17 protein-coding genes and 2 rRNA genes are annotated in these 18545 nt (G+C 37.2%); 8 read left to right on the top strand and 11 right to left on the bottom strand.

Annotation, left to right across the window (positions count from 1 at the left end; all coding sequences use genetic code 11):
• Positions 1 to 25: 25 nt before the first annotated feature.
• Entirely contained in the window at positions 26 to 409 is a 384-nt protein-coding gene (locus tag NADRNF5_RS04500; RefSeq protein WP_048115971.1) for a DUF6659 family protein, read from the bottom strand.
• A 347-nt stretch (positions 410 to 756) separates the two neighbouring features.
• Between NADRNF5_RS04500 and NADRNF5_RS04495 the strand changes: the two genes are divergently transcribed.
• Positions 757 to 1626 (top strand): hypothetical protein, encoded by an 870-nt coding sequence (locus NADRNF5_RS04495; RefSeq protein WP_237089342.1) that lies wholly within the window; start codon positions 757 to 759, stop codon positions 1624 to 1626.
• On the opposite strand, the gene NADRNF5_RS04490 is transcribed toward NADRNF5_RS04495, so the two are convergent.
• The gene (locus NADRNF5_RS04490; protein WP_237089341.1) at positions 1627 to 2460 is read right to left on the bottom strand and encodes a class I SAM-dependent methyltransferase; all 834 of its coding nucleotides are present in this window, start codon (positions 2458 to 2460) and stop codon (positions 1627 to 1629) included.
• Positions 2461 to 2730: 270 nt separating this feature from the next.
• Here NADRNF5_RS04490 and NADRNF5_RS04485 point away from each other — a divergent pair, with 270 nt between their 5' ends.
• Entirely contained in the window at positions 2731 to 3216 is a 486-nt protein-coding gene (locus NADRNF5_RS04485; RefSeq protein WP_192828356.1) for an RDD family protein, read from the top strand.
• Positions 3217 to 3232: 16 nt separating this feature from the next.
• Complete coding sequence (locus NADRNF5_RS11300; RefSeq protein WP_192828355.1) at positions 3233 to 3370, top strand: hypothetical protein; 138 nt, start codon at positions 3233 to 3235, stop codon at positions 3368 to 3370.
• Between the two features lie 13 nt (positions 3371 to 3383).
• Here the strand turns inward: NADRNF5_RS11300 and NADRNF5_RS04480 are convergent, their stop codons facing one another.
• Positions 3384 to 4508 carry a two-component system sensor histidine kinase NtrB gene (locus tag NADRNF5_RS04480; RefSeq protein WP_082051985.1) on the bottom strand — a complete coding sequence of 375 codons (1125 nt, stop codon included), beginning with the start codon at positions 4506 to 4508 and terminating at the stop codon, positions 3384 to 3386.
• 460 nt (positions 4509 to 4968) lie between these two features.
• Between NADRNF5_RS04480 and NADRNF5_RS04475 the strand changes: the two genes are divergently transcribed.
• A complete protein-coding gene (locus NADRNF5_RS04475) occupies positions 4969 to 5166 on the top strand; it encodes a hypothetical protein (RefSeq protein WP_048115970.1) in 198 nt (65 codons plus the stop codon).
• A gap of 459 nt (positions 5167 to 5625) precedes the next feature.
• Here NADRNF5_RS04475 and NADRNF5_RS04465 read toward each other — a convergent pair.
• Both NADRNF5_RS04465 and NADRNF5_RS04460 read right to left on the bottom strand, forming a co-directional pair.
• Positions 5626 to 8615, bottom strand: a 23S ribosomal RNA gene (locus NADRNF5_RS04465).
• A 149-nt stretch (positions 8616 to 8764) separates the two neighbouring features.
• Positions 8765 to 10235 (bottom strand): 16S ribosomal RNA (locus tag NADRNF5_RS04460).
• The 16S and 23S rRNA genes sit together here, the layout of an rRNA operon.
• 366 nt (positions 10236 to 10601) lie before the next feature.
• Between NADRNF5_RS04460 and NADRNF5_RS04455 the strand changes: the two genes are divergently transcribed.
• Positions 10602 to 11900, top strand: coding sequence for an aspartate aminotransferase family protein (locus NADRNF5_RS04455; RefSeq protein ID WP_048115968.1), 1299 nt, complete (start codon positions 10602 to 10604; stop codon positions 11898 to 11900).
• On the opposite strand, the gene NADRNF5_RS04450 is transcribed toward NADRNF5_RS04455, so the two are convergent.
• From NADRNF5_RS04450 to NADRNF5_RS04440, 3 genes are all read right to left on the bottom strand, one after another.
• Positions 11891 to 12253, bottom strand: a complete 363-nt coding sequence (locus NADRNF5_RS04450) for a hypothetical protein (RefSeq protein WP_237089340.1) — start codon at positions 12251 to 12253, stop codon at positions 11891 to 11893. The genes NADRNF5_RS04455 and NADRNF5_RS04450 overlap by 10 nt on opposite strands.
• 124 nt (positions 12254 to 12377) lie before the next feature.
• Positions 12378 to 12677 (bottom strand): hypothetical protein, encoded by a 300-nt coding sequence (locus NADRNF5_RS04445; RefSeq protein ID WP_048115966.1) that lies wholly within the window; start codon positions 12675 to 12677, stop codon positions 12378 to 12380.
• Positions 12678 to 12771: 94 nt separating this feature from the next.
• On the bottom strand, positions 12772 to 13071 hold the full coding sequence (locus NADRNF5_RS04440) for a winged helix-turn-helix transcriptional regulator (RefSeq protein ID WP_048115965.1): 300 nt from the start codon (positions 13069 to 13071) through the stop codon (positions 12772 to 12774).
• A gap of 145 nt (positions 13072 to 13216) precedes the next feature.
• Between NADRNF5_RS04440 and NADRNF5_RS04435 the strand changes: the two genes are divergently transcribed.
• Together NADRNF5_RS04435 and NADRNF5_RS04430 are read left to right on the top strand one after the other, a co-directional pair.
• Positions 13217 to 14065: a matrixin family metalloprotease gene (locus NADRNF5_RS04435; protein WP_160289385.1), complete on the top strand. Its 849-nt coding sequence runs from the start codon at positions 13217 to 13219 to the stop codon at positions 14063 to 14065.
• Between the two features lie 217 nt (positions 14066 to 14282).
• Positions 14283 to 14558 carry a hypothetical protein gene (locus NADRNF5_RS04430; protein WP_048115963.1) on the top strand — a complete coding sequence of 92 codons (276 nt, stop codon included), beginning with the start codon at positions 14283 to 14285 and terminating at the stop codon, positions 14556 to 14558.
• Between the two features lie 98 nt (positions 14559 to 14656).
• Here the strand turns inward: NADRNF5_RS04430 and NADRNF5_RS04425 are convergent, their stop codons facing one another.
• From NADRNF5_RS04425 to NADRNF5_RS11110, 3 genes are all read right to left on the bottom strand, one after another.
• On the bottom strand, positions 14657 to 15682 hold the full coding sequence (locus NADRNF5_RS04425; protein WP_148313066.1) for a hypothetical protein: 1026 nt from the start codon (positions 15680 to 15682) through the stop codon (positions 14657 to 14659).
• Between the two features lie 40 nt (positions 15683 to 15722).
• Entirely contained in the window at positions 15723 to 16598 is an 876-nt protein-coding gene (locus tag NADRNF5_RS04420) for a hypothetical protein (RefSeq protein ID WP_048115961.1), read from the bottom strand.
• Between the two features lie 134 nt (positions 16599 to 16732).
• Entirely contained in the window at positions 16733 to 17551 is an 819-nt protein-coding gene (locus NADRNF5_RS11110) for a hypothetical protein (RefSeq protein WP_160289384.1), read from the bottom strand.
• 238 nt (positions 17552 to 17789) lie between these two features.
• Between NADRNF5_RS11110 and NADRNF5_RS04410 the strand changes: the two genes are divergently transcribed.
• A complete protein-coding gene (locus tag NADRNF5_RS04410) occupies positions 17790 to 18527 on the top strand; it encodes a sensor histidine kinase (protein WP_052661876.1) in 738 nt (245 codons plus the stop codon).
• The last annotated feature ends 18 nt before the right edge of the window (positions 18528 to 18545 follow it).

Below are 18545 nucleotides of genomic sequence, written 5' to 3'. Positions count from 1 at the left end.
AATTCTACAAACAGTTCTGAAAGATCTAAGTGACATCGGTGAATATTTCAACAACTTTTTTTGCCAGAGTTTCAATATTTGCAGTTGGCTCTGCAGATATTAACAATAGGATTTGTGTAATAGGGAATGGAAAACTCACCAAAACTGCCTTGTCTCGTCTTGCTGCAAGGTAATTAATTGGTCCCAAACTCTCATCGTATTCTTTTCGTATAGATGCTTTAGATACAAACTCCAAAAAAGACTGCAATCTAGTCTCATCCCCTTCATGAGGTACAAGACCTTCCTTAAAACCACCGGCTATTAGTTGGCCATCCTTATCAACGATACCTGCAAAACGTATCTCTTCTTCACCAAGTAATTCATTACATTTTTCACCATATAGTTTCAGAGCAGTTTCAGGACTAGACATAGTATTAGTTAAGATATCAAAAATAAAAACCTAGTCAATTTCAAGATGACGTTTATGATTAAATTCCAAATCGGTCTTAATGTTTAAGAATTTTTTACATTGAATTAATAAGCAAAAACGAGAGATAGTTCAATATTGAAAAGAGCAATTTTTGGATTCTTTGTAATTGTTCTAATTGCGGGTTTTAGTGCTCAAAGCGTTTTTGCCCACAGCCCTGATTTTAAAATTAGTACAAATGAAGACATTCTAGAGTTTTGTGAGTTTTTTATGAAGAATATCAATTACTTGGAATATATGATTTAACTTTACAACATCCACAGTTTCCAAATTTGAGGGCATGTGGAATTTTGTATAATCATGTAGCATGGAATAGTACCCATGAAGCAAGAGACATTGTACTGATTAATGAAATTGAAAAATATTTGGGCGATTCAAGCTACATCAAAGAAAGACATATCGTAATTCCAGATATCATTCCTGAATGGGCAAAAAGAGAAGCAAAATTATGGATCAATGATGAAAATCAAGATGCAGGATTTGCTTATGTAGTAAGAACAATGTTAGAATCAGGAATTTTAAAATTAGATTTTATTGAAAAAAATTGTGAAGAAAATAAGATTTGTCTCCAAGAAGGAGATTTTATAAAATATTCTCATTTTGATAAATTTGGAAATATTTCAACAATAAAACACACTGTAGAATCAATTGACAAAAATGAAATTATTTTGAAGGAAGAGAAAACATCCTCAGAGGGTAAAATTAACGAGGAGATAGTTTTGGAACACGATGGACTTGTTAAATCAAAAGATTGCTGTGAGTATTATGAATTTTTAATACCAACTCCAAAAAATTTAGGGGATAACATCTCAGAAAAAATTAAAATTGTTAGTGAGACAACATATACTTTTGAAGATCAACATAAGCAATCATGGTTTGCAACTGACAGCACAGGTCAAAATACTAAAATCATTGATAAAAACACGGGACTAGTATTCCTACATGAGCATCATGAAACAGAGGTATTATCAGTTGGAGAAAAAACAAAAATTACAGATTCCAATTTTTTTGATTCAAAATACGATATGAAAAAATTTGACATAGAAATCCCAGAGTGGTGGAAAAAAACAACAATGTGGATGTTAAATGAAAGAATTTCAGACTCTGAATATTTACGGGCAATGGAGAATTTAATTTCCAGAGGAGTCATCAAAGTATAACTAAAGTTTACATTTTAACAAAACATAATCAATTATTTTTTCTTCAGATGTTTTTTTCATTTTCAAAAGAGATTTGAGAAGAATTTTTTCGACATATTGAGAATATTCAGATAAAATTAATTTTTTTAGTTTAGATCTATTTTCAATATAATAATTGGCCAGAGGAGGATAAACATTTGGACCAATTAATCGTTCATCAGAAATAGTAAAACCCGCAGTGGTTAGAATATGTTTCAAGTAATCCAGAGTATAATGCTCAGACGACCAAGTAAATTTCAAAACACCTAACTTCCCAAAAGAGGATTTTTCAGTAGTAATAGGAATTGCAATTACAAGTAATCCAGATTTTTTCAGTATTCTTTTTGATTCTAAAATAAAATCAGATAAAGGTTTGAAATGTTGTGCAGACTCTAATGCCAGTACACGATCAACACTCTCACTAGCTATTGGTAATTTGGTAGAAGTCGCGTTTACGAATTCTATATTTTTCTGAAGTCCAGAAAAAAGCAATTGCTTGAAATTGATATTTACATCATAGAAAACAACATTTGGAAAATTATCTCGCCATAGTTTAGAAGGGGCAGACAATCCACTCCCAACATCAACTACACATTTTGCAGAAGATAATTCGGCCATGTCTGCAAATATCACACATAAATTATTTTGAGCAGAAATAGGATCAGTGTGGTTCGATGACCAATAACCAAAATTCAGCATTGAGCCACCTGTAGCAATCTGCATAACAGGAGATAAAGCACTGTAAAGATTAACTACATCTTTTTCGTTTCTACGAAATGTCCACAGTAATAATTGGATAGGATTAATCGATACCAAAAATAATTTCAAATTTATTTAAAAATGAGGGATATTAATCTCTAGGGTAATCCTTCTGAATCCTCAGCACAATGCTTATGGACCCAAACTTCATCCTTATTTTTTGAGATCTCTTTTCCTGGTTGGATTTTATCCCCGCAGGAAATGCAGGATGTTGCAAATTTTGCTTTCATGTTAGGCCATAATTCTTACCGAATAAATCATCTGTGTTTGAATGATCATTAGCTAAAGATTAACACATTTTATTAATTTGAAATGAAAAGACACCTCATGAAACCTCCAAATTCAGACATATCATCAAAGTTAGTTTTAGCAAAATGGACGGATAGATTCTTTGCATGGCTAGTAGATTTTATCATCATTTCAAGTGTATCAACAGCAATAATTTTTGCATCATTTGGTTCATTAGATTATGAGCTTGAAGGAAATTCATTTTGGGTAGAGAATATACACTACATTCCAACTAGTGTTTTATTTTTCGTTTATTGGACTGTTTTAGAATATAAAATTGGCCAAACAGTTGGGAAGAAAATTATGAATTTGAAAATAATTAACATTAATGGGAAAAAACCAAGTTTGAAAGGAATTATGATTAGCAGTTTTGGCAAAGCTTTTCTTTTACCAATCGATGTAATTTTGGGCTGGATTTTAACAAATGAAAAACGCCAAAGAATTTTCAACAAACTAGGTGACACTGTGGTTGTAAAAACCAAGGGGCAAGATAGTGTTTCAGATATCAAATTTTTAAAAGACTAGATTTTGTCATATTTTCTTGAATAATTACTGTGAAGAATTAACCAACAGATCTATTAGCAACTTTAGATCAATTAGCACAATGTCTGAGAATCAGAAAGAATGGTGGATTGGATTACCTAACGAACTACAAAAAGACATAGAACTAGAAGAGTAAAATCAACAATTAATCAAGCAGGCAACTTGATTGTAAAAGTTGTAGGATTATTATCTACAGAGATAGTCCCACCGTGTTGTTCAATAATGCTTTTACAAATTACTAATCCCAGACCGGTACCAGTATTTTTTGTTGTAAACATAGGCTCAAAAATTTTCTCCATGTTTTCATCAGGAATTCCAGGACCAGAATCCTTTACTAGTATGATTATGTTGTTTGAATCAAATGAGAGCGTAATTTCAATTTCACCTTGTCCATCCAATGCATGAACAGCATTATTAATCAAATTAGACATCACTCCTTCAATTTTTCTAGGATCACAATTCAAAGTAATATCATTCTCAGGCAGTTTAATTACAATGCCATAAGTAGAGCGAACATTATTCAGAGACAATCGTAAAATTCTCATAAACGATGTTTTTTTCTTATTGAGTTCACTAGTACGTGCAAAATCTAAAACGTCGTCAACTATTCTGTGCATATCAAAAATTGAGTTTTGTAGTCTGAACCATTTTTCTTTATCCTTAGAATCTAATTTTGAAAGAATTTCAGGGGTCAGCATGTCAGCATAAGTGTGTAAAATAGTCAAAGGGTTTTTCAAATCATGAGCTATCCTACTGGCCATAGTTCCAATTGTAGCAAGTCGTTCATTTTTTACAATATCAGAGCTTTTTGTTGCAACTTTAGCTGCTAGCGACAAATTTTGTTGGATAAGTTCTTGTTCAACTTGCAAGAGTTTTTCATACATTTGTTTTTCTTTAGTGACATCAGTCCTAATTGCAACAAAATATTTTATACGCCCTTGAGAATCTTTAACGGGAATAATTGTAGTTTTAACCCAATAAAATGTTCCATCTTTTGCACGATTTTTTATTTCACCAACCCAAATATTGCCCGAAGTTATTTTTTCCCATATATCAGTAAAAAAGTCAGAATTATGCTCATCAGATTTTAAAATTCTATGATTTTGTCCCAATAATTCTTCTTGAGGATATTTTGAGATTTCACAGAATTTTTTATTTGCATATACAATAGTCCCCTGTTCATCAGTTACTGAAGCAATGGAGTGTTCTGCAAGTATTTCTTCCAAGTCAGACAAATTCAAATTTAGATTTTTTAATGACGAGACAAGCCCCATGATGATTTGATTTTATATTTCGATATAATACAAGCTCTAGTGTGTATTTTTCGATAACAAAGTAAATTATCAAGTATTTCAGGCACAAATCAAATTCCAAAATGCCTTTTGAGATCTATTTCGGATAAATATCATCAATAAACATGGATAATTTTATTATTTGATCAAATTCTGGTGTATCACACTCATCCTAGAAAATGATTCAATTATTCTTTGGCAATCTAATTTAATGATTAAAGCATCCCCCCATTTCAAACTCTAACCATAAGCTTAAGTTCACATATTTTTTAAGAAATTTATGGTTGAAACGAAATTTTACATTTGTAAAAATTGCGGAACAGAATTTCCATCAACAGAAGTTAGACTCTATTGTAAAGTTTGTAAATCAAATTTAGACAAATCCGGAAATTTGCCTAAACTCTAGCAATAACCTTAAGTTTGTTCTAGTTTGAGAAAAATTGTGAATTGTTTTGTTTGTGGGAAAAAGAAAAAAGATTATGAGGTTTGGACTAACAAGATTGTCATAGGTGCGACATACAATTCAGAATTTCAAAATAATGAGATAATACGAGATTTGGGTGATAGATCAGTAATATGCCATGTTTGCATCAAAGCAATAGAGAAACAGGTTGAAAAGGAAGGGAAGAGTCACATCTAAAGAATCATCACATAATGCAAAGATTGTTTTTAAAATGATTTAGGAGAGTTGAGTAATGGGCACAAAAATTAATTGTAAATGTACACAATGTAAGTGTCAAAAGACATTTGAAATTATTGAAACTGAAGAATTGATTAACCTAATTCAGCACGGACGATTAAATTCTGATCAAATTTCATTCTTAAAGACAAGAGTCGGAAGTGAAATTTGTAAACAATGTTTTGTTGGTGACCATCACAAAAATTGAATTTCTTTATGTCATCAAATTAAAATTAGATAAAATATTGCCAGGAATTTTTTTTTGTCGTGTATAGTATTCACTAGAGAATTTCAAATCACAAAAAAATGCATAGCATTAGATATAGAGTGATTAAAAATATAATCATCGTACAAGTCGTGTATATTTTTCCACTTGATGAATGAAAATGATTCATCGCGCATAGTCTCTATGTAAGTGGCTGAACCGATGTGTTGGTCTATTAGTAAAGGCTGGCTCACCACTCGCCGAAGCTTGTGATCTACACCACCTTCCTATCAACGCAGTATTCTGCTGCCGACCTTCATCTTACGAAAGAATAACTTGTCTCGGGATAGGATTCGTGCTTAGATGCTTTCAGCACTTAGCCTAAATGGCTTAGCTGCCCGGCCTGCCTTATCAGACAACCGGTAAACCAGTGGCCACGCTGCTCTGTTCCTCTCGTACTGAGAGCAACTTCCCCTCAGTTATTCGCGCTTCCATCAGGCAGAGACCGACCTGTCTCACGACGGTCTAAACCCAGCTCATGTTCCCTTTTAATAGGCGAGCAGCCTCACCCTTGGCCCCTGCTGCAGGACCAGGATAGGAAAAGCCGACATCGAGGTACCAAACCGCGGGGTCGATAGGAGCTCTCGCCCGCGACGAGCCTGTTATCCCTGGGGTAATTTTTCTGTCACCTCCGGGCCCCAATAGTGGGCACACGAAGGATCGCTAAGCCAGACTTTCGTCTATGAATTCCGTGCGTTTGGAAATCCATTCAGTCGAGTTTTTGGCTTTGCCCTCTTCAACGGATTTCTGCCCCGTTTGAACTCAACTTTGGGCCCCTTTGATATCTTTTCAAAGGGGTGCCGCCCCAGCCGAACTGCCCACCTGCACGTGTCTCCGGTCTTCACTGGATAAGTGGTACTGCAAAAAGAGTCTGGTGTTACATCGTTGCTTCTTAACATCCCGGGGAATGTTAAGCATGGCTCCCAGATACCCTGTGCAATTCTTACTATACCACAAGCACAAGCTGCAGTAAAACTCCACGGGGTCTTCTCTCCCCGATGGAAGTTGATGGACTGTTCGTCCACCTTATGTGGCTTCACCGGGTTGTAGGCGGGGACAGTGGGGCTCTCGTTGTTCCATTCATGCGCGTCGGAACTTACCCGACAAGGCATTTGGCTACCTTAAGAGAGTCAGAGTTACTCCCGGCGTTAACCGGCCCTTAGCTCGGTTGAACCCAAGTTTTAGGTACCGGCACCGGCCAGGATTCAGCGACTATACAAATCCTTTCGGACTAGCAGTCGCCTGTGTTTTTATTAAACAGTCGAAACCCCCTTGTCATTGCAACCTGCGATCCCCATTCCTCATGAAGACCGCAGGCATCCCTTATACCTAAGCTACAGGACTAATTTGCCGAATTCCCTCGCCATACGGTATACCCGTAGCACCTTAGCTTTCTAAGCCAGCGCACCTGTGTCGGTTCTGGGTACGAACTTACATTTTGCTAACTACACAGTCTTTCATGGTCTCCTGGATTCGAGAAAACTTCGCTAACGCGAAGCCATTCCTACCTCGGACTGGTTCTCGTCATTACGACACTCCCCAATCCTTGAATAGTTAGATACAACGATGGTTGTACAACCCCTATCCGAAAGCGAACCATATAGCTCAAACGCTCCATGTAAGGTACTAGAATATTAACTAGTTTCCCATTCGATTTACTCTTTTGAGGCAAACCTTAGGATCGACTACCTCCAGGCTGATAACGCATTGCCTGGAAACCCTTACGCTTGCGGTGGTATAGATTCTCACTATACTATGCTGTTACTGCCGCCAAGATCTGCAATAGAAACCGGTCCACAGGACGTCACCGCCCTGCTTCGACCCAATCACTACGCCAACCTACCACGAATCATCCACTGATGATTATCTAAAGTATCGGTACTTTGCTTTAGCCCCGTCCGTTTTTGAGGCATCCCCCCTCGGCAGGTAAGTTGTTACACACTTTTTAAAGGATAGCTGCTTCTGAGCTTACCTCCCTGCTGTCTTGGCGAGAATACGCTCTTTAGCTTGACACTTAGCAAAGATTTGGGGACCTTAACTTCAGTCTGGGTTAAACCCCTTTCGGTCATGAGCCTTACGCCACATGAACCCGTGTCCTTGCTTCTACGATGTATATCCGTTCGGAGTTTGAATGAGAGGTGAGGGATTTCTCCCCCGCGCCTCTCTATCAGTGCTCTACCGGAAACACTATCTCCACAAAGCACGCCCTGCGAGACGCTTCGGTTGGAACTAGCGAGCGCCAGTCTAGATTGGTTTTTGACCCCTATTCCCAAGTCACAACAACGATTTGCACGTCAGAACGTCTTAAGACCTCCAGCGGGCTTTCGCCCGCCTTCATCTAGCTCAGGAATAGATCGACTGGCTTCTAGCCTAGCCGCTATGACTCAACGCACTTTCACACGCTTCTCCTCACAATGCTGCGAGAACTCGGTTTCCCTTCGCCTCCACCTTTACAGGTTTAAGCTTGCCATAACGGTTAGCTCCTTGGCCCGTGTTTCGAGACGGAACGCGTAACACTGATGATTTGAACATCAAATCTTCAACTCTATTGCTAGAATCTCTAATCTGAAAAAATCACCTTCCATGCCACGCACGTCTGTAAGTAATAGGTTTCATGCACTTTTCGCCCCCCTTCCGGGGTACTTTTCAGCTTTCCCTCACGGTACTAGTCCACTATCGGTCTTGAGAGATATTTAGCCTCGGATGCTACTTTCACCCATATTCATTGCCCACTACCAAGGACAACTACTCGGGTATGAATAGGACTCTTCCCATTTCGCTTAAGGGGGTATCACCCTCTATGCCAGAACTTTTCAGATCATTTCAGCTTTGTTCCAAGTTTCCATATTATCATACCAAAACACCACATCTCCCGAAGGATTCAGTTTGGGCTCTTTCCTTTTCGATCGCCTCTACTTGGGAAATCTCAATTGATTTCTTTTCCACGTGGTACTAAGATGCTTCAATTCCCACGGTTCGACTTCCAATACTAGTGTACTGGAATACACAAATGTGTAAGATTCTCATTCGGACATCTCGGGATCATAGGATGCGTGCGCCTACCCCGAGCTTATCGCAGCTTGCCACGTCCTTCATCTCTCCTCAAGCCTAGCAATCCACCTATTACCGTCTTTACACCGGCAAATTCAGCCACATATTACACGACTATGCACGACGATCATTGCATGCCTCCTGGCAGAGACCTGCTACATCCTTCATACATCACTTTCGTGATGCATTGCATCGATGATTTGATGTGAAGATTATAGTGCATCCGTACACTTTCCATGTCTAAGGAGGTGATCCGACCGCAGGTTCCCCTACGGTCACCTTGTTACGACTTTTCCCTTGTCACGAACCTCAAGTTCGATAACGCCAATCAGACGTCACCTCGCTAAAAGCTCACTTCAATGAAACGACGGGCGGTGTGTGCAAGGAGCAGGGACGTATTCACCGCGCGATAATGACACGCAGTTACTAGGGATTCCATATTCGTGAGGGCGAGTTGCAGCCCTCAGTCATAACTGTGGTAATGTTTGGGGATTACCTCCTCCTTTCGGATTTGGAACCCATTGTCATTACCATTGCAGCCCGCGTGTGGCCCCAGAGTTTCGGGGCATACTGACCTGCCGTGGCCCCTTCCTTCCTCCGCATTAACTGCGGCGGTCCCGCTAATTCGCCCCACTACTCCTGAGAGTAATGGTGGCAACTAGAGGCAGGGATCTCGCTCGTTACCTGACTTAACAGGACATCTCACGGCACGAGCTGGCGACGGCCATGCACCACCTCTCAGCTTGTCTGGTAAAGTCTTCAGCTTGACCTTCATTCTGCTGTCTCTCCGGGTAAGATTTCTGGCGTTGACTCCAATTGAACCGCAGGCTTCACCCCTTGTGGTGCTCCCCCGCCAATTCCTTTAAGTTTCATACTTGCGTACGTACTTCCCAGGCGGCAAACTTAACGGCTTCCCTGCAGCACTGCATTGGCCACAAGCCAATGCATCACTGAGTTTGCATAGTTTACAGCTGGGACTACCCGGGTATCTAATCCGGTTTGCTCCCCCAGCTTTCATCCCTCACCGTCGGACGTGTTCTGGTAGACCGCCTTCGCCACAGGTGGTCATCAATAGATCAAAGGATTTTACCCCTTCCTACCGAGTACCGTCTACCTCTCCCACTCCCTAGCTCTGCAGTATTCCCGGCAGCCTATACGTTGAGCGTATAGATTTAACCGAAAACTTACAGAGCCGGCTACGGATGCTTTAGGCCCAATAATCATCCTGACCACTTGAGGTGCTGGTTTTACCGCGGCGGCTGACACCAGAACTTGCCCACCCCTTATTCAACAGTGTTTCTAGGACTGTCAAAAGGTTCCTTTAGCAGAAACCACTCGGATTAACCTTGTCGTGCTTTCGCACATTGCAAAGTTTTCTCGCCTGCTGCGCCCCATAGGGCCTGGGTCCGTGTCTCAGTACCCATCTCCGGGCTACTCCTCTCAGAGCCCGTACCTGTAATAGTCTTGGTGGGCCATTACCTCACCAACAAACTGATAGGCCGCAGTCCCATCCTACGGCGATAAATCATTTGGAACATAAACCATTCCAGGCATAATGTTCTATCGGGCATTATTCTCAGTTTCCCGAGGTTATTCCCGTCCATAGGGTAGGTTGACTACGCGTTACTGAGCCGTCTGCCTTGTATTGCTACAATGACTCGCATGGCTTAGTATCAATCCGATAGCAGTCAGGTCCGGCAGGATCAACCGGATTCTGAATATATTTTGTATTTTGATTATTGAAGTACATTTGTACTTTAATTGGAATTGACGGATGCACATAATCTTCACATCTCAGATATTGATCTTTCAATCAAATCCTCATTCTTGTATGCGTAACTGGAGGCCCATGAATCACAAAATGGCATATTGCCAAACTTCATCACAAGCGCCGCCTATTGCGTTACGTATGCAGATGGTGAAGTATGTAGAATCCATATAAACCATACGTGAATTTGTGCCTGATCGGGGCTATTTTTTGTAAAAATTACAACTTTTATTTTTGACCCCCCCCTAGGCACCTCCTAGTCGTAAAATTGGGCCATTTTGAGGGTTAAAATGGCAGATAGATTACGTGAATTTGGTTTTGGATTATACTAAAGAATACAAGAAAAAGACTACCCAGTCTGCCAAAGTTTTTGCAAAGTCAGCAAAGCTTCACGTGAATGGTGTCAGTCATAATATAAGATATTATGAGCCATATCCATTTGTCGTAAAATCATCTGCTGGAAAAAATTTGGTAGATGTTGATTCCAACAAGTATACTGATTACTGGATGGGTCACTGGAGTCTGATTTTAGGGCACGGACAAAAAAATGTCAAAGATTCCATAAAAAAACAGATTGAGAAAAGCTGGATGTATGGAACAGTTAATGAGCAGACGGTGTCACTATCGGAAATAATCTCAAAAGCAGTTCCAGTGGCTGAGAAGATTCGTTATGTCACATCAGGTACTGAAGCTACAATGTATGCAGTAAGACTTGCACGCTCTGTTACTGGAAAAAAAATAATTGCCAAAATAGATGGCGGATGGCATGGATACACATCTGACTTGTTAAAGTCAGTTAACTGGCCATTTACAGAATCTGAAAGTTCAGGTGTTGTAAACGAAGAAAAAATTGTATCAATTCCTTACAATGATTTGGAAAAGTCTCTGTCCATTTTGAAAGAGCATTCTAAAGATTTAGCTGGTGTGATTATTGAACCAGTGTTAGGTGGTGGCGGATGCATTCCAGCTGATGCAGATTATCTTAAAGGAGTGCAAGAGTTTTGCAAGAAAAACAATTCATTGTTTATTTTAGATGAGATAGTTACAGGGTTTAGATTTCGCTTTGGATGCCTGTACCCTACAATGAAGCTTGATCCTGACATTGTTACATTAGGAAAGATTGTTGGCGGCGGCATGGCAATTGGCGTGATGTGTGGGAAAAAAGAGATCATGGAGTATGCCGATACCACTGGAAAGAAAAAATCTGAACGCAGTTATGTTGGGGGAGGGACATTTTCTGCAAACCCCACATCAATGACATCAGGCTTTGCAACGCTTTCTGTTTTGAAAAACAACAAGTCAATTCATTCTACAATTAATGAGTTAGGCCATTATGCAAGAAAAGAGTTAACCAAAGTCTTTGATGGCAAAGTCATAGTTACTGGTAAGGGCTCTTTGTTTATGACGCATTTTGTAAAAGATGGAATTTCACAAGTCATTAATGCATCTCAAGCCTCAAAATGTGACACCAAAACATTGCATGATTATCACTTTAAGATGATAGCCCATGACGGAATATTCTTTTTGCCTGGAAAACTAGGTGCAATATCATATGCCCATAGCAAGGCAGACATTAAGAAGATGATTTTAGCTACAAATGATTATTTGTAATCTGGAAAGAATTTCTTTCTCCAATCAATTAATTGGTTGAATATCTCCAGATAGTTTTCATTCTTTATTGTAATGTGGACATGCGCAAACAATTCCCCAAATTTAGCCTCAAAGATAATAGTACATTCATCTTTGAATAGAGGCACAGTAACTCCAACCTTTTTCAGAGAGTAGAACTTTACATGCTGTATTTTTACAGTGGATTCTCCAACGGTAATCTGTTTTTTGCCAGGATTTTTGTTGATAGTTTTATCCAACTCTTCAATGATTGCCTCATCCCAATCAGGAGAGTCTTTAGGCCATCTATGAATATGGACCTTGTCTGCCATGCATGTTAATTCAAAACTAGTCACGATTAGATTATTTTCTAATTCAAATTAAGCTTATCCTAATTATGCAAAAATTAGTTTTGAGACCCATTTGATGGTCTATTTAAATTCGATATCATCAGAATTTTTCCACAAAAAACAACCGATGTTATTGTTTGCAACAAATAATTTTTATAAATTCATTAATTTCAGGCTGATAAGCAAATTCTTCAAGTTTTTTTGCAATAGACAAAAGTATTTGTTCACGTGTTTTTTTGGGAAATTCTGTAATGGATTTTATCAAGTAGTCAGGATGTTGGTTACAATCATTTACGTCGGAATCAAACTTTTTTAAATTTTTTAGAGTTTTTTCAAATATTTCATCGCCAGCATCTATGAGACTTTGCTCTATAACAAATGAGATCAGAGCCTTTTTCATTTGACTTTTTTTAAATTCTTCATTTTTCATGTTTACTCAGTCTCCTGTGTTAACATAATGAACACCATTAATAGTAGTGTAGGACTAATAAATATAGTGTTATATTAAAAACAGTTTAGTATTTTTAAAGGGTTTTTTTCAAATTGCTTAGTTGAGTAAGAACAGATTTACCAGCTTTGCTTATCGAATAACTAGTTCTAGGAGGTTTTCCATCAATAATGAACCTATCAAGCAATCCAAGGTTTGTCAGACCATTCAGAATTATAGTAACGGATGCCTGACTGCTAACAATTTTTTTCTTCATCAAGTACTTTTGCAGTTCATTGTAATGAACATCTTTTTTATCATTTATGTGAAATAATGTTTCCAAAAACCCCTTTTTAGACAGCATACGTAGAAATATTACAAAATCACCATCATCCATAATACCTATCCTCCATTCCTAGGTTAAATGGATTTTTATTTAAACTATGAACATCGGTGTTTTTTATACATAATTCAGGTACACTGTCAAGCCAGATCATAATTTATTTAATAGTGTAACACTATTAATCATGGTGTATATTTATTTGAACAAACAGAACCAGAATCAAGAGAATTTAGAGCATAGACTGATACAATTAACAAATGAGATCATCACCACAAACAAAAAACTCGATACAGAATTACATAATATAAAAAAATACTTTGTTGTATTTTTGATAATTTTAACTGTATCAGGAGTGATTTTTCTTTACATTTTTAATCAAAATCAAACTTTCATAGAAGGAGGTCATTTTGTCACTCAACCTCTGATAGGGGATTCAATAAAGACAGGATTTACGTGGCACCTATATGATAAAGAAAGAGTTTTTCACATCCATATTAAAAATCACGCACAGGTTTCAGAGCAGTCATTAGATATGATCAAAGATTCCATAATGTCTAAAAAAATTATCGAGGTTAATGATTTGCAGCTACACAAAGGACCAGCAACAAATTCATCAAAATTCTACATAGGATGGAATGGGGCAATAAACGAGATATCCTCAAGAGAATTAAAACATCAATTACCGACAAGGTTTCACGTACATGAATCAATGAGTGATGAAGGAGACGTGACAATAATGCTAGTAGACGAAAGGAATCTAGAAGGTTATTCAGGATATACTCGTTCAATGGTTGACCAAGAAAAGGGGCAGATACTAAAATCTTACATTATAATTTATGAGGCAAACAAGTTGGATGGGAGTAAAATGGCAAACATAGTACGACATGAAATGGGTCATGCACTAGGGTTACAGCATTCCACAGATCCTGATGATATCATGTATCAAAAAATTCAAACAGACAACCCATATATTTCAGAATGTAATTTGAATGCATTAGAATCACTTTACAAGGGTAAAAAAATGTCTGAATTTATATGTAAAAAGTGATACACCAGTAATTTCATTATACACCATTAACAAAAGTGTTATTAATCATAAGCTCATATAATTATATATATGAATTATAAGATTATGCGCACATATTACAAAATCACCATAAGACAAAGATATTATGTTCAAGATAAACAAACATGTCACTATAAATCAAATATTCTTCCATATAAGATGGTAAAGAAATCATGAGATTGTCAAGAGGAGAAATTATTTGTCTGGAGTCAAAAAAGCTCTTGTAAGTTATGCCGTAGAGCAAGCACTGTTAGGTAATGGAGGAGCAAAAATGATAAAGAAAGTATCTGAGGATTTAAATCACAAATACAGTTGCAAATTAGAAAACTGCTTTGAAACTCCAAACTATATCAGTCAAGTTTTAAAACAATCATATGAGAAAAAACATAGAGAAATTGTCAAAGCCATAGAAGATAATTTAGAAGAATTTACAAGCAACAAAGACATTAAGAAATTTTTATTAAAAATAAAATAGTGTTTTGACGTTCTTTTTGAACAGCAGGGTAGATTAAGAAATACACAGAAAAAGAATTCAAAAAAATATTTCAGTAAGACATTGAGTTTTAACGAATGCTACCAAACTCCAACTGCTCTGTAATATGTAATAATTTTTATTATTGCAGAATCCGTTAGTTTATCCATCGTCCACAATTTGAACAAATTTTTAATGGACGGGGCCAAATCTAATAATTGTACATTTTGTTCGCTAGGAACATTAATCTTGATTATATTTTTATTCAAAAGGTAATTTATTGCATTTTTAAATTCATCATCCGTAATAGAGTCCTCTATCCAATATGTAACAAGAGATGTTTGGAACCAATTTGGAAAAACACGAATTTGAGATTCACCTTCTGGGAGTAATCTACCTGCAAATCCTGCACTAGAGCTAGATCCAGAACCACCCGAGGAACCTACACCTGTACGCCCACCACCACCTGATGAACTAGCAGTGCCAGAAGAGGTCGTAGTCGTTGCTGGTGAGGATGTAGTTGCAGATATGGTTGATAACGCAGTGAATTCTGTAAAGTGGAAAGTGGCAATTTTTGTGTCTACTCCATTACTAACTGAGCATTCTCCGTTTAAAGGAGGATCTGTTGGATTTTCATAGGTTCCAAGACAAGTTGAGATTAGTGCCCATGTATTTTGTCCTGGTAATTTGTAAGCAGTTTGGCCCGTAGTGCCCGTTAATAGAATTGTTACTGATGTGTCAAATACTAGAACAACATCCTGACTTCCTACTTGTATTGAGACAGTAGGTGTTTGAAAACCTGATGGTACCGTTCCAGATGTACTAATTTGTCTAGGTGGAGTAATGATATTGTCCCACGTAGCAGGTCCTGAAATTTTTATTCTATCTGGTAGGGATACAGTAACTGTAGGCAATACAGAATTTTTTAGTGTAATTTTCCCACCAGCTTGCGAAGTAACCAATTGAACTTGTTTTGTTAAAGTCGTAGTCGTATCACCAATACTTGATTCAAAACTAGTTACGGATGCAACATTACTTGATAAATCCAAGTTTTGGGTGTCATCTAAAGTAATTTCATTATTTGAAAAGGCCACTTCATTAGATGGTAATAATGTGGCAGTAGCCACAAGCAAAGGAATCAATAAAAAAGAAAAGAAGGGATACAATCTATTGACACGTAACTGTGAAAGTTAGTGTTTGCTGTAATACTCCATCATATGGTAGATTTTCTAAAGTTCCATCACCTGAAACTTGTAAAGACAATCTAACATTTTGTGCAGGATCAGTTAGTTCAGCTGGGATTGTAAGTACCTTGTTTGTGCTTGCAACTTCAATTGGGGTTTTTGAAGCATATGCCACACCTGTGCTTGCAGTTCCATCAGTTGTGATTACGTATCTTGTTACTTCACTTTGCATATGGACTACGCCACTATTTTCACCTCCAGTGAACGTTGCACCAGAAATTAGTGTACCGGCATCTGCCACTGCTTCAGCTAATGTAGTTGCATCACCACCAGTTCCTACAACAGTTTGTTCTAGGAATACAAGGTTTTCAGTAGATGTTGCTGAAACATCATTTAGAGTTCCAGCTCTTACATCTGCATTAATAGAAGCTGCAAGATCTGTTGCTGCTGCCACCATACTTGTATCAATAGAGAATTGTGTATTGTCTGCTTTAGCGCCAGCTACTGCTGTATACACTAGACCATTAATTGTAATGGTTTCTGTAGCAACTACGCCAACAAGAAGAACAGATCCTCTTGCATTTTGTCCAACACCTGTCCAATCACTTGCCGATAATTCTAATGTACCAGCTTGTGATCCAGTTGTAGCCATAGAACTTTCTACCTCAGTACCGTCTGCTCCTGCAGAGAATGATCCTAAACTGATTGTTCCAGGTATTGTTACGCCACAGGTGGGATCTAATGTCGCATCACCATCTGCAAATGCGGAATTTGCTAAAGGCAGAGCCATTAACAATGTCGCAAATGCAAATACAACAATTCTATTTTTTGTGTTGTGAGTCATTAAAGGTTGATCCATGTGGGGATTAATAAAATAATCGATATTAGTAGTGTGACACCATAAATAGTAGTGTATATGAAAAAGGATTTGGCAGCGGGCAAATGATTCCATTTAAAATAATGTCTTAATCCTAATTTTTTGTGAAGTAAATTCTAACATTTACCAATGCCAAACCAATATAGTAACATTTCAAAAAAGTTACAATTATTTTTATCCATTTCTGCAACTTCAGTGACAATTGGTTCAGGATCAGGTATTGGTTCAGGATCAGGTATTGGTTCAGGATCAGGCATGGGTTCAGGATCATATCCTTCATTAACAGATGGAGTTATTTTTTCATCAAATTGGGGGGAAATTACAACTGATTCATTTTTTACATTTTCTTTATTAGCTGCTTGTATCCGTGCAAGTTTTTCTTCTAGTGTTTCTTCTTCTTTTACTGATTCTGAATTCTTTTCTTTAGTGATGGCTGACTGGGAAGGAACGACATTGACAGTTTCAGCAATTTCGGGTACAAACACAGCATCAGGTCCAATCTTAATACTTGGCACAGTTTTCATTTGAAGATTAACTGCAATTGCTGCCCCCGCATTTTCATCAATATATCCTCTTTTTAGAGCATAAAGGGTAGGGCGGTATTCAACATTATTTTCATGATTTTCAGGTACAATTACAAAAATATCTACAGCCTTTCTTGTTTTTGGTTCTAACGTCATAAATTCCTCAAAAACTAGTAATTCTGAACCAGGTCCTTCTGCATAAAACTCTAAATCAATTGATTCGGGTTCATCATTAATTACAGCCCAAGTGCCAGATACAGTTTCACCTGGATTTGTTTCGAATACAAGTTTTAGGCCTGATGCAGAAAACCCGTTGATTACTTGAACTTGTTCTGATAATGAAATTAAAAATACAGTAAAGATCACAATCCCCAAGAAAAACAACTGTGATTTGTAGATGCTATTTTGCAAAAGAAACAACCTCCCAATCATTAATTTCAATATTTTTACCAATGCTGACAACAAAAATGAACATATCATGCATACAATACATAATACTATTCAAACAAGCTACACACATTATTAAATGTAGTTATACACTTGTAAATATAGTGTTATAAACTCATTAATGATTAGACTTATCAATATATACACTGGTATAAATAGTGTCACACTAATATATTAAATACTAGTATTATGCTACTGACATATGGATGAATATGCAGTAATGCAGAATCATTCCCATCATGAAATTATAAAAGAATTACGAGAAATTATTGAAATGCAATCAAAAGAATTAGCTAAACAGAAAAAGATGGCATACATTGGGGAATTGGCATCTAGATTATCTCATGACTTAAGAAATCCCCTTTCAGTTATTCAAGTATCAGTTGAAAATTTAATCCTGCTTTATGGAATTGATGATGGGAAACAAAGACAGATTGAGCGGATAAAACATTCCATTGATCGGATTACACAACAAGTGGATAATGTATTAGACTATGTAAAAGAAAGACCAAGGATTATTGAAAAAACTAAAACTTCAGAAATTATTTCAAATTCTATCGAATCAGTCACGGTTCCAGATGGCATTAAAATTACTATTTCAAAAAATAATTATGATGTAATTTGTGATAAAAATCAATTATCTGTTGCAATAAATAATTTAATTTTAAATGCAATTCAAGCTATTGGAAATGAGGGAATCATCAACATCAAAGTTAGTAAGAAAGAGCAATGGGTAATTTTTGAAATTCAAGATTCAGGTCCAGGCATTCCAAATGATGATTTACCACATATTTTTGATCCTTTATTTACTACAAAACAAATTGGGACGGGTCTTGGACTAGCTAGCGTAAAATCCATTGTAGAATTTCACAGAGGGACTATTTCAGTATCCAATTCACCAACAATTTTTAAAGTTAAAATTCCTGAAAATCCAATTTAGATACATTTCAAATCATAC

It is taken from the genome of Nitrosopumilus adriaticus, assembly GCF_000956175.1.
Taxonomy (GTDB): domain Archaea; phylum Thermoproteota; class Nitrososphaeria; order Nitrososphaerales; family Nitrosopumilaceae; genus Nitrosopumilus; species Nitrosopumilus adriaticus.
The sequence above is the reverse complement of the archived record's forward strand: the minus strand, read 5'-3'. Positions and strand labels throughout refer to the sequence as shown.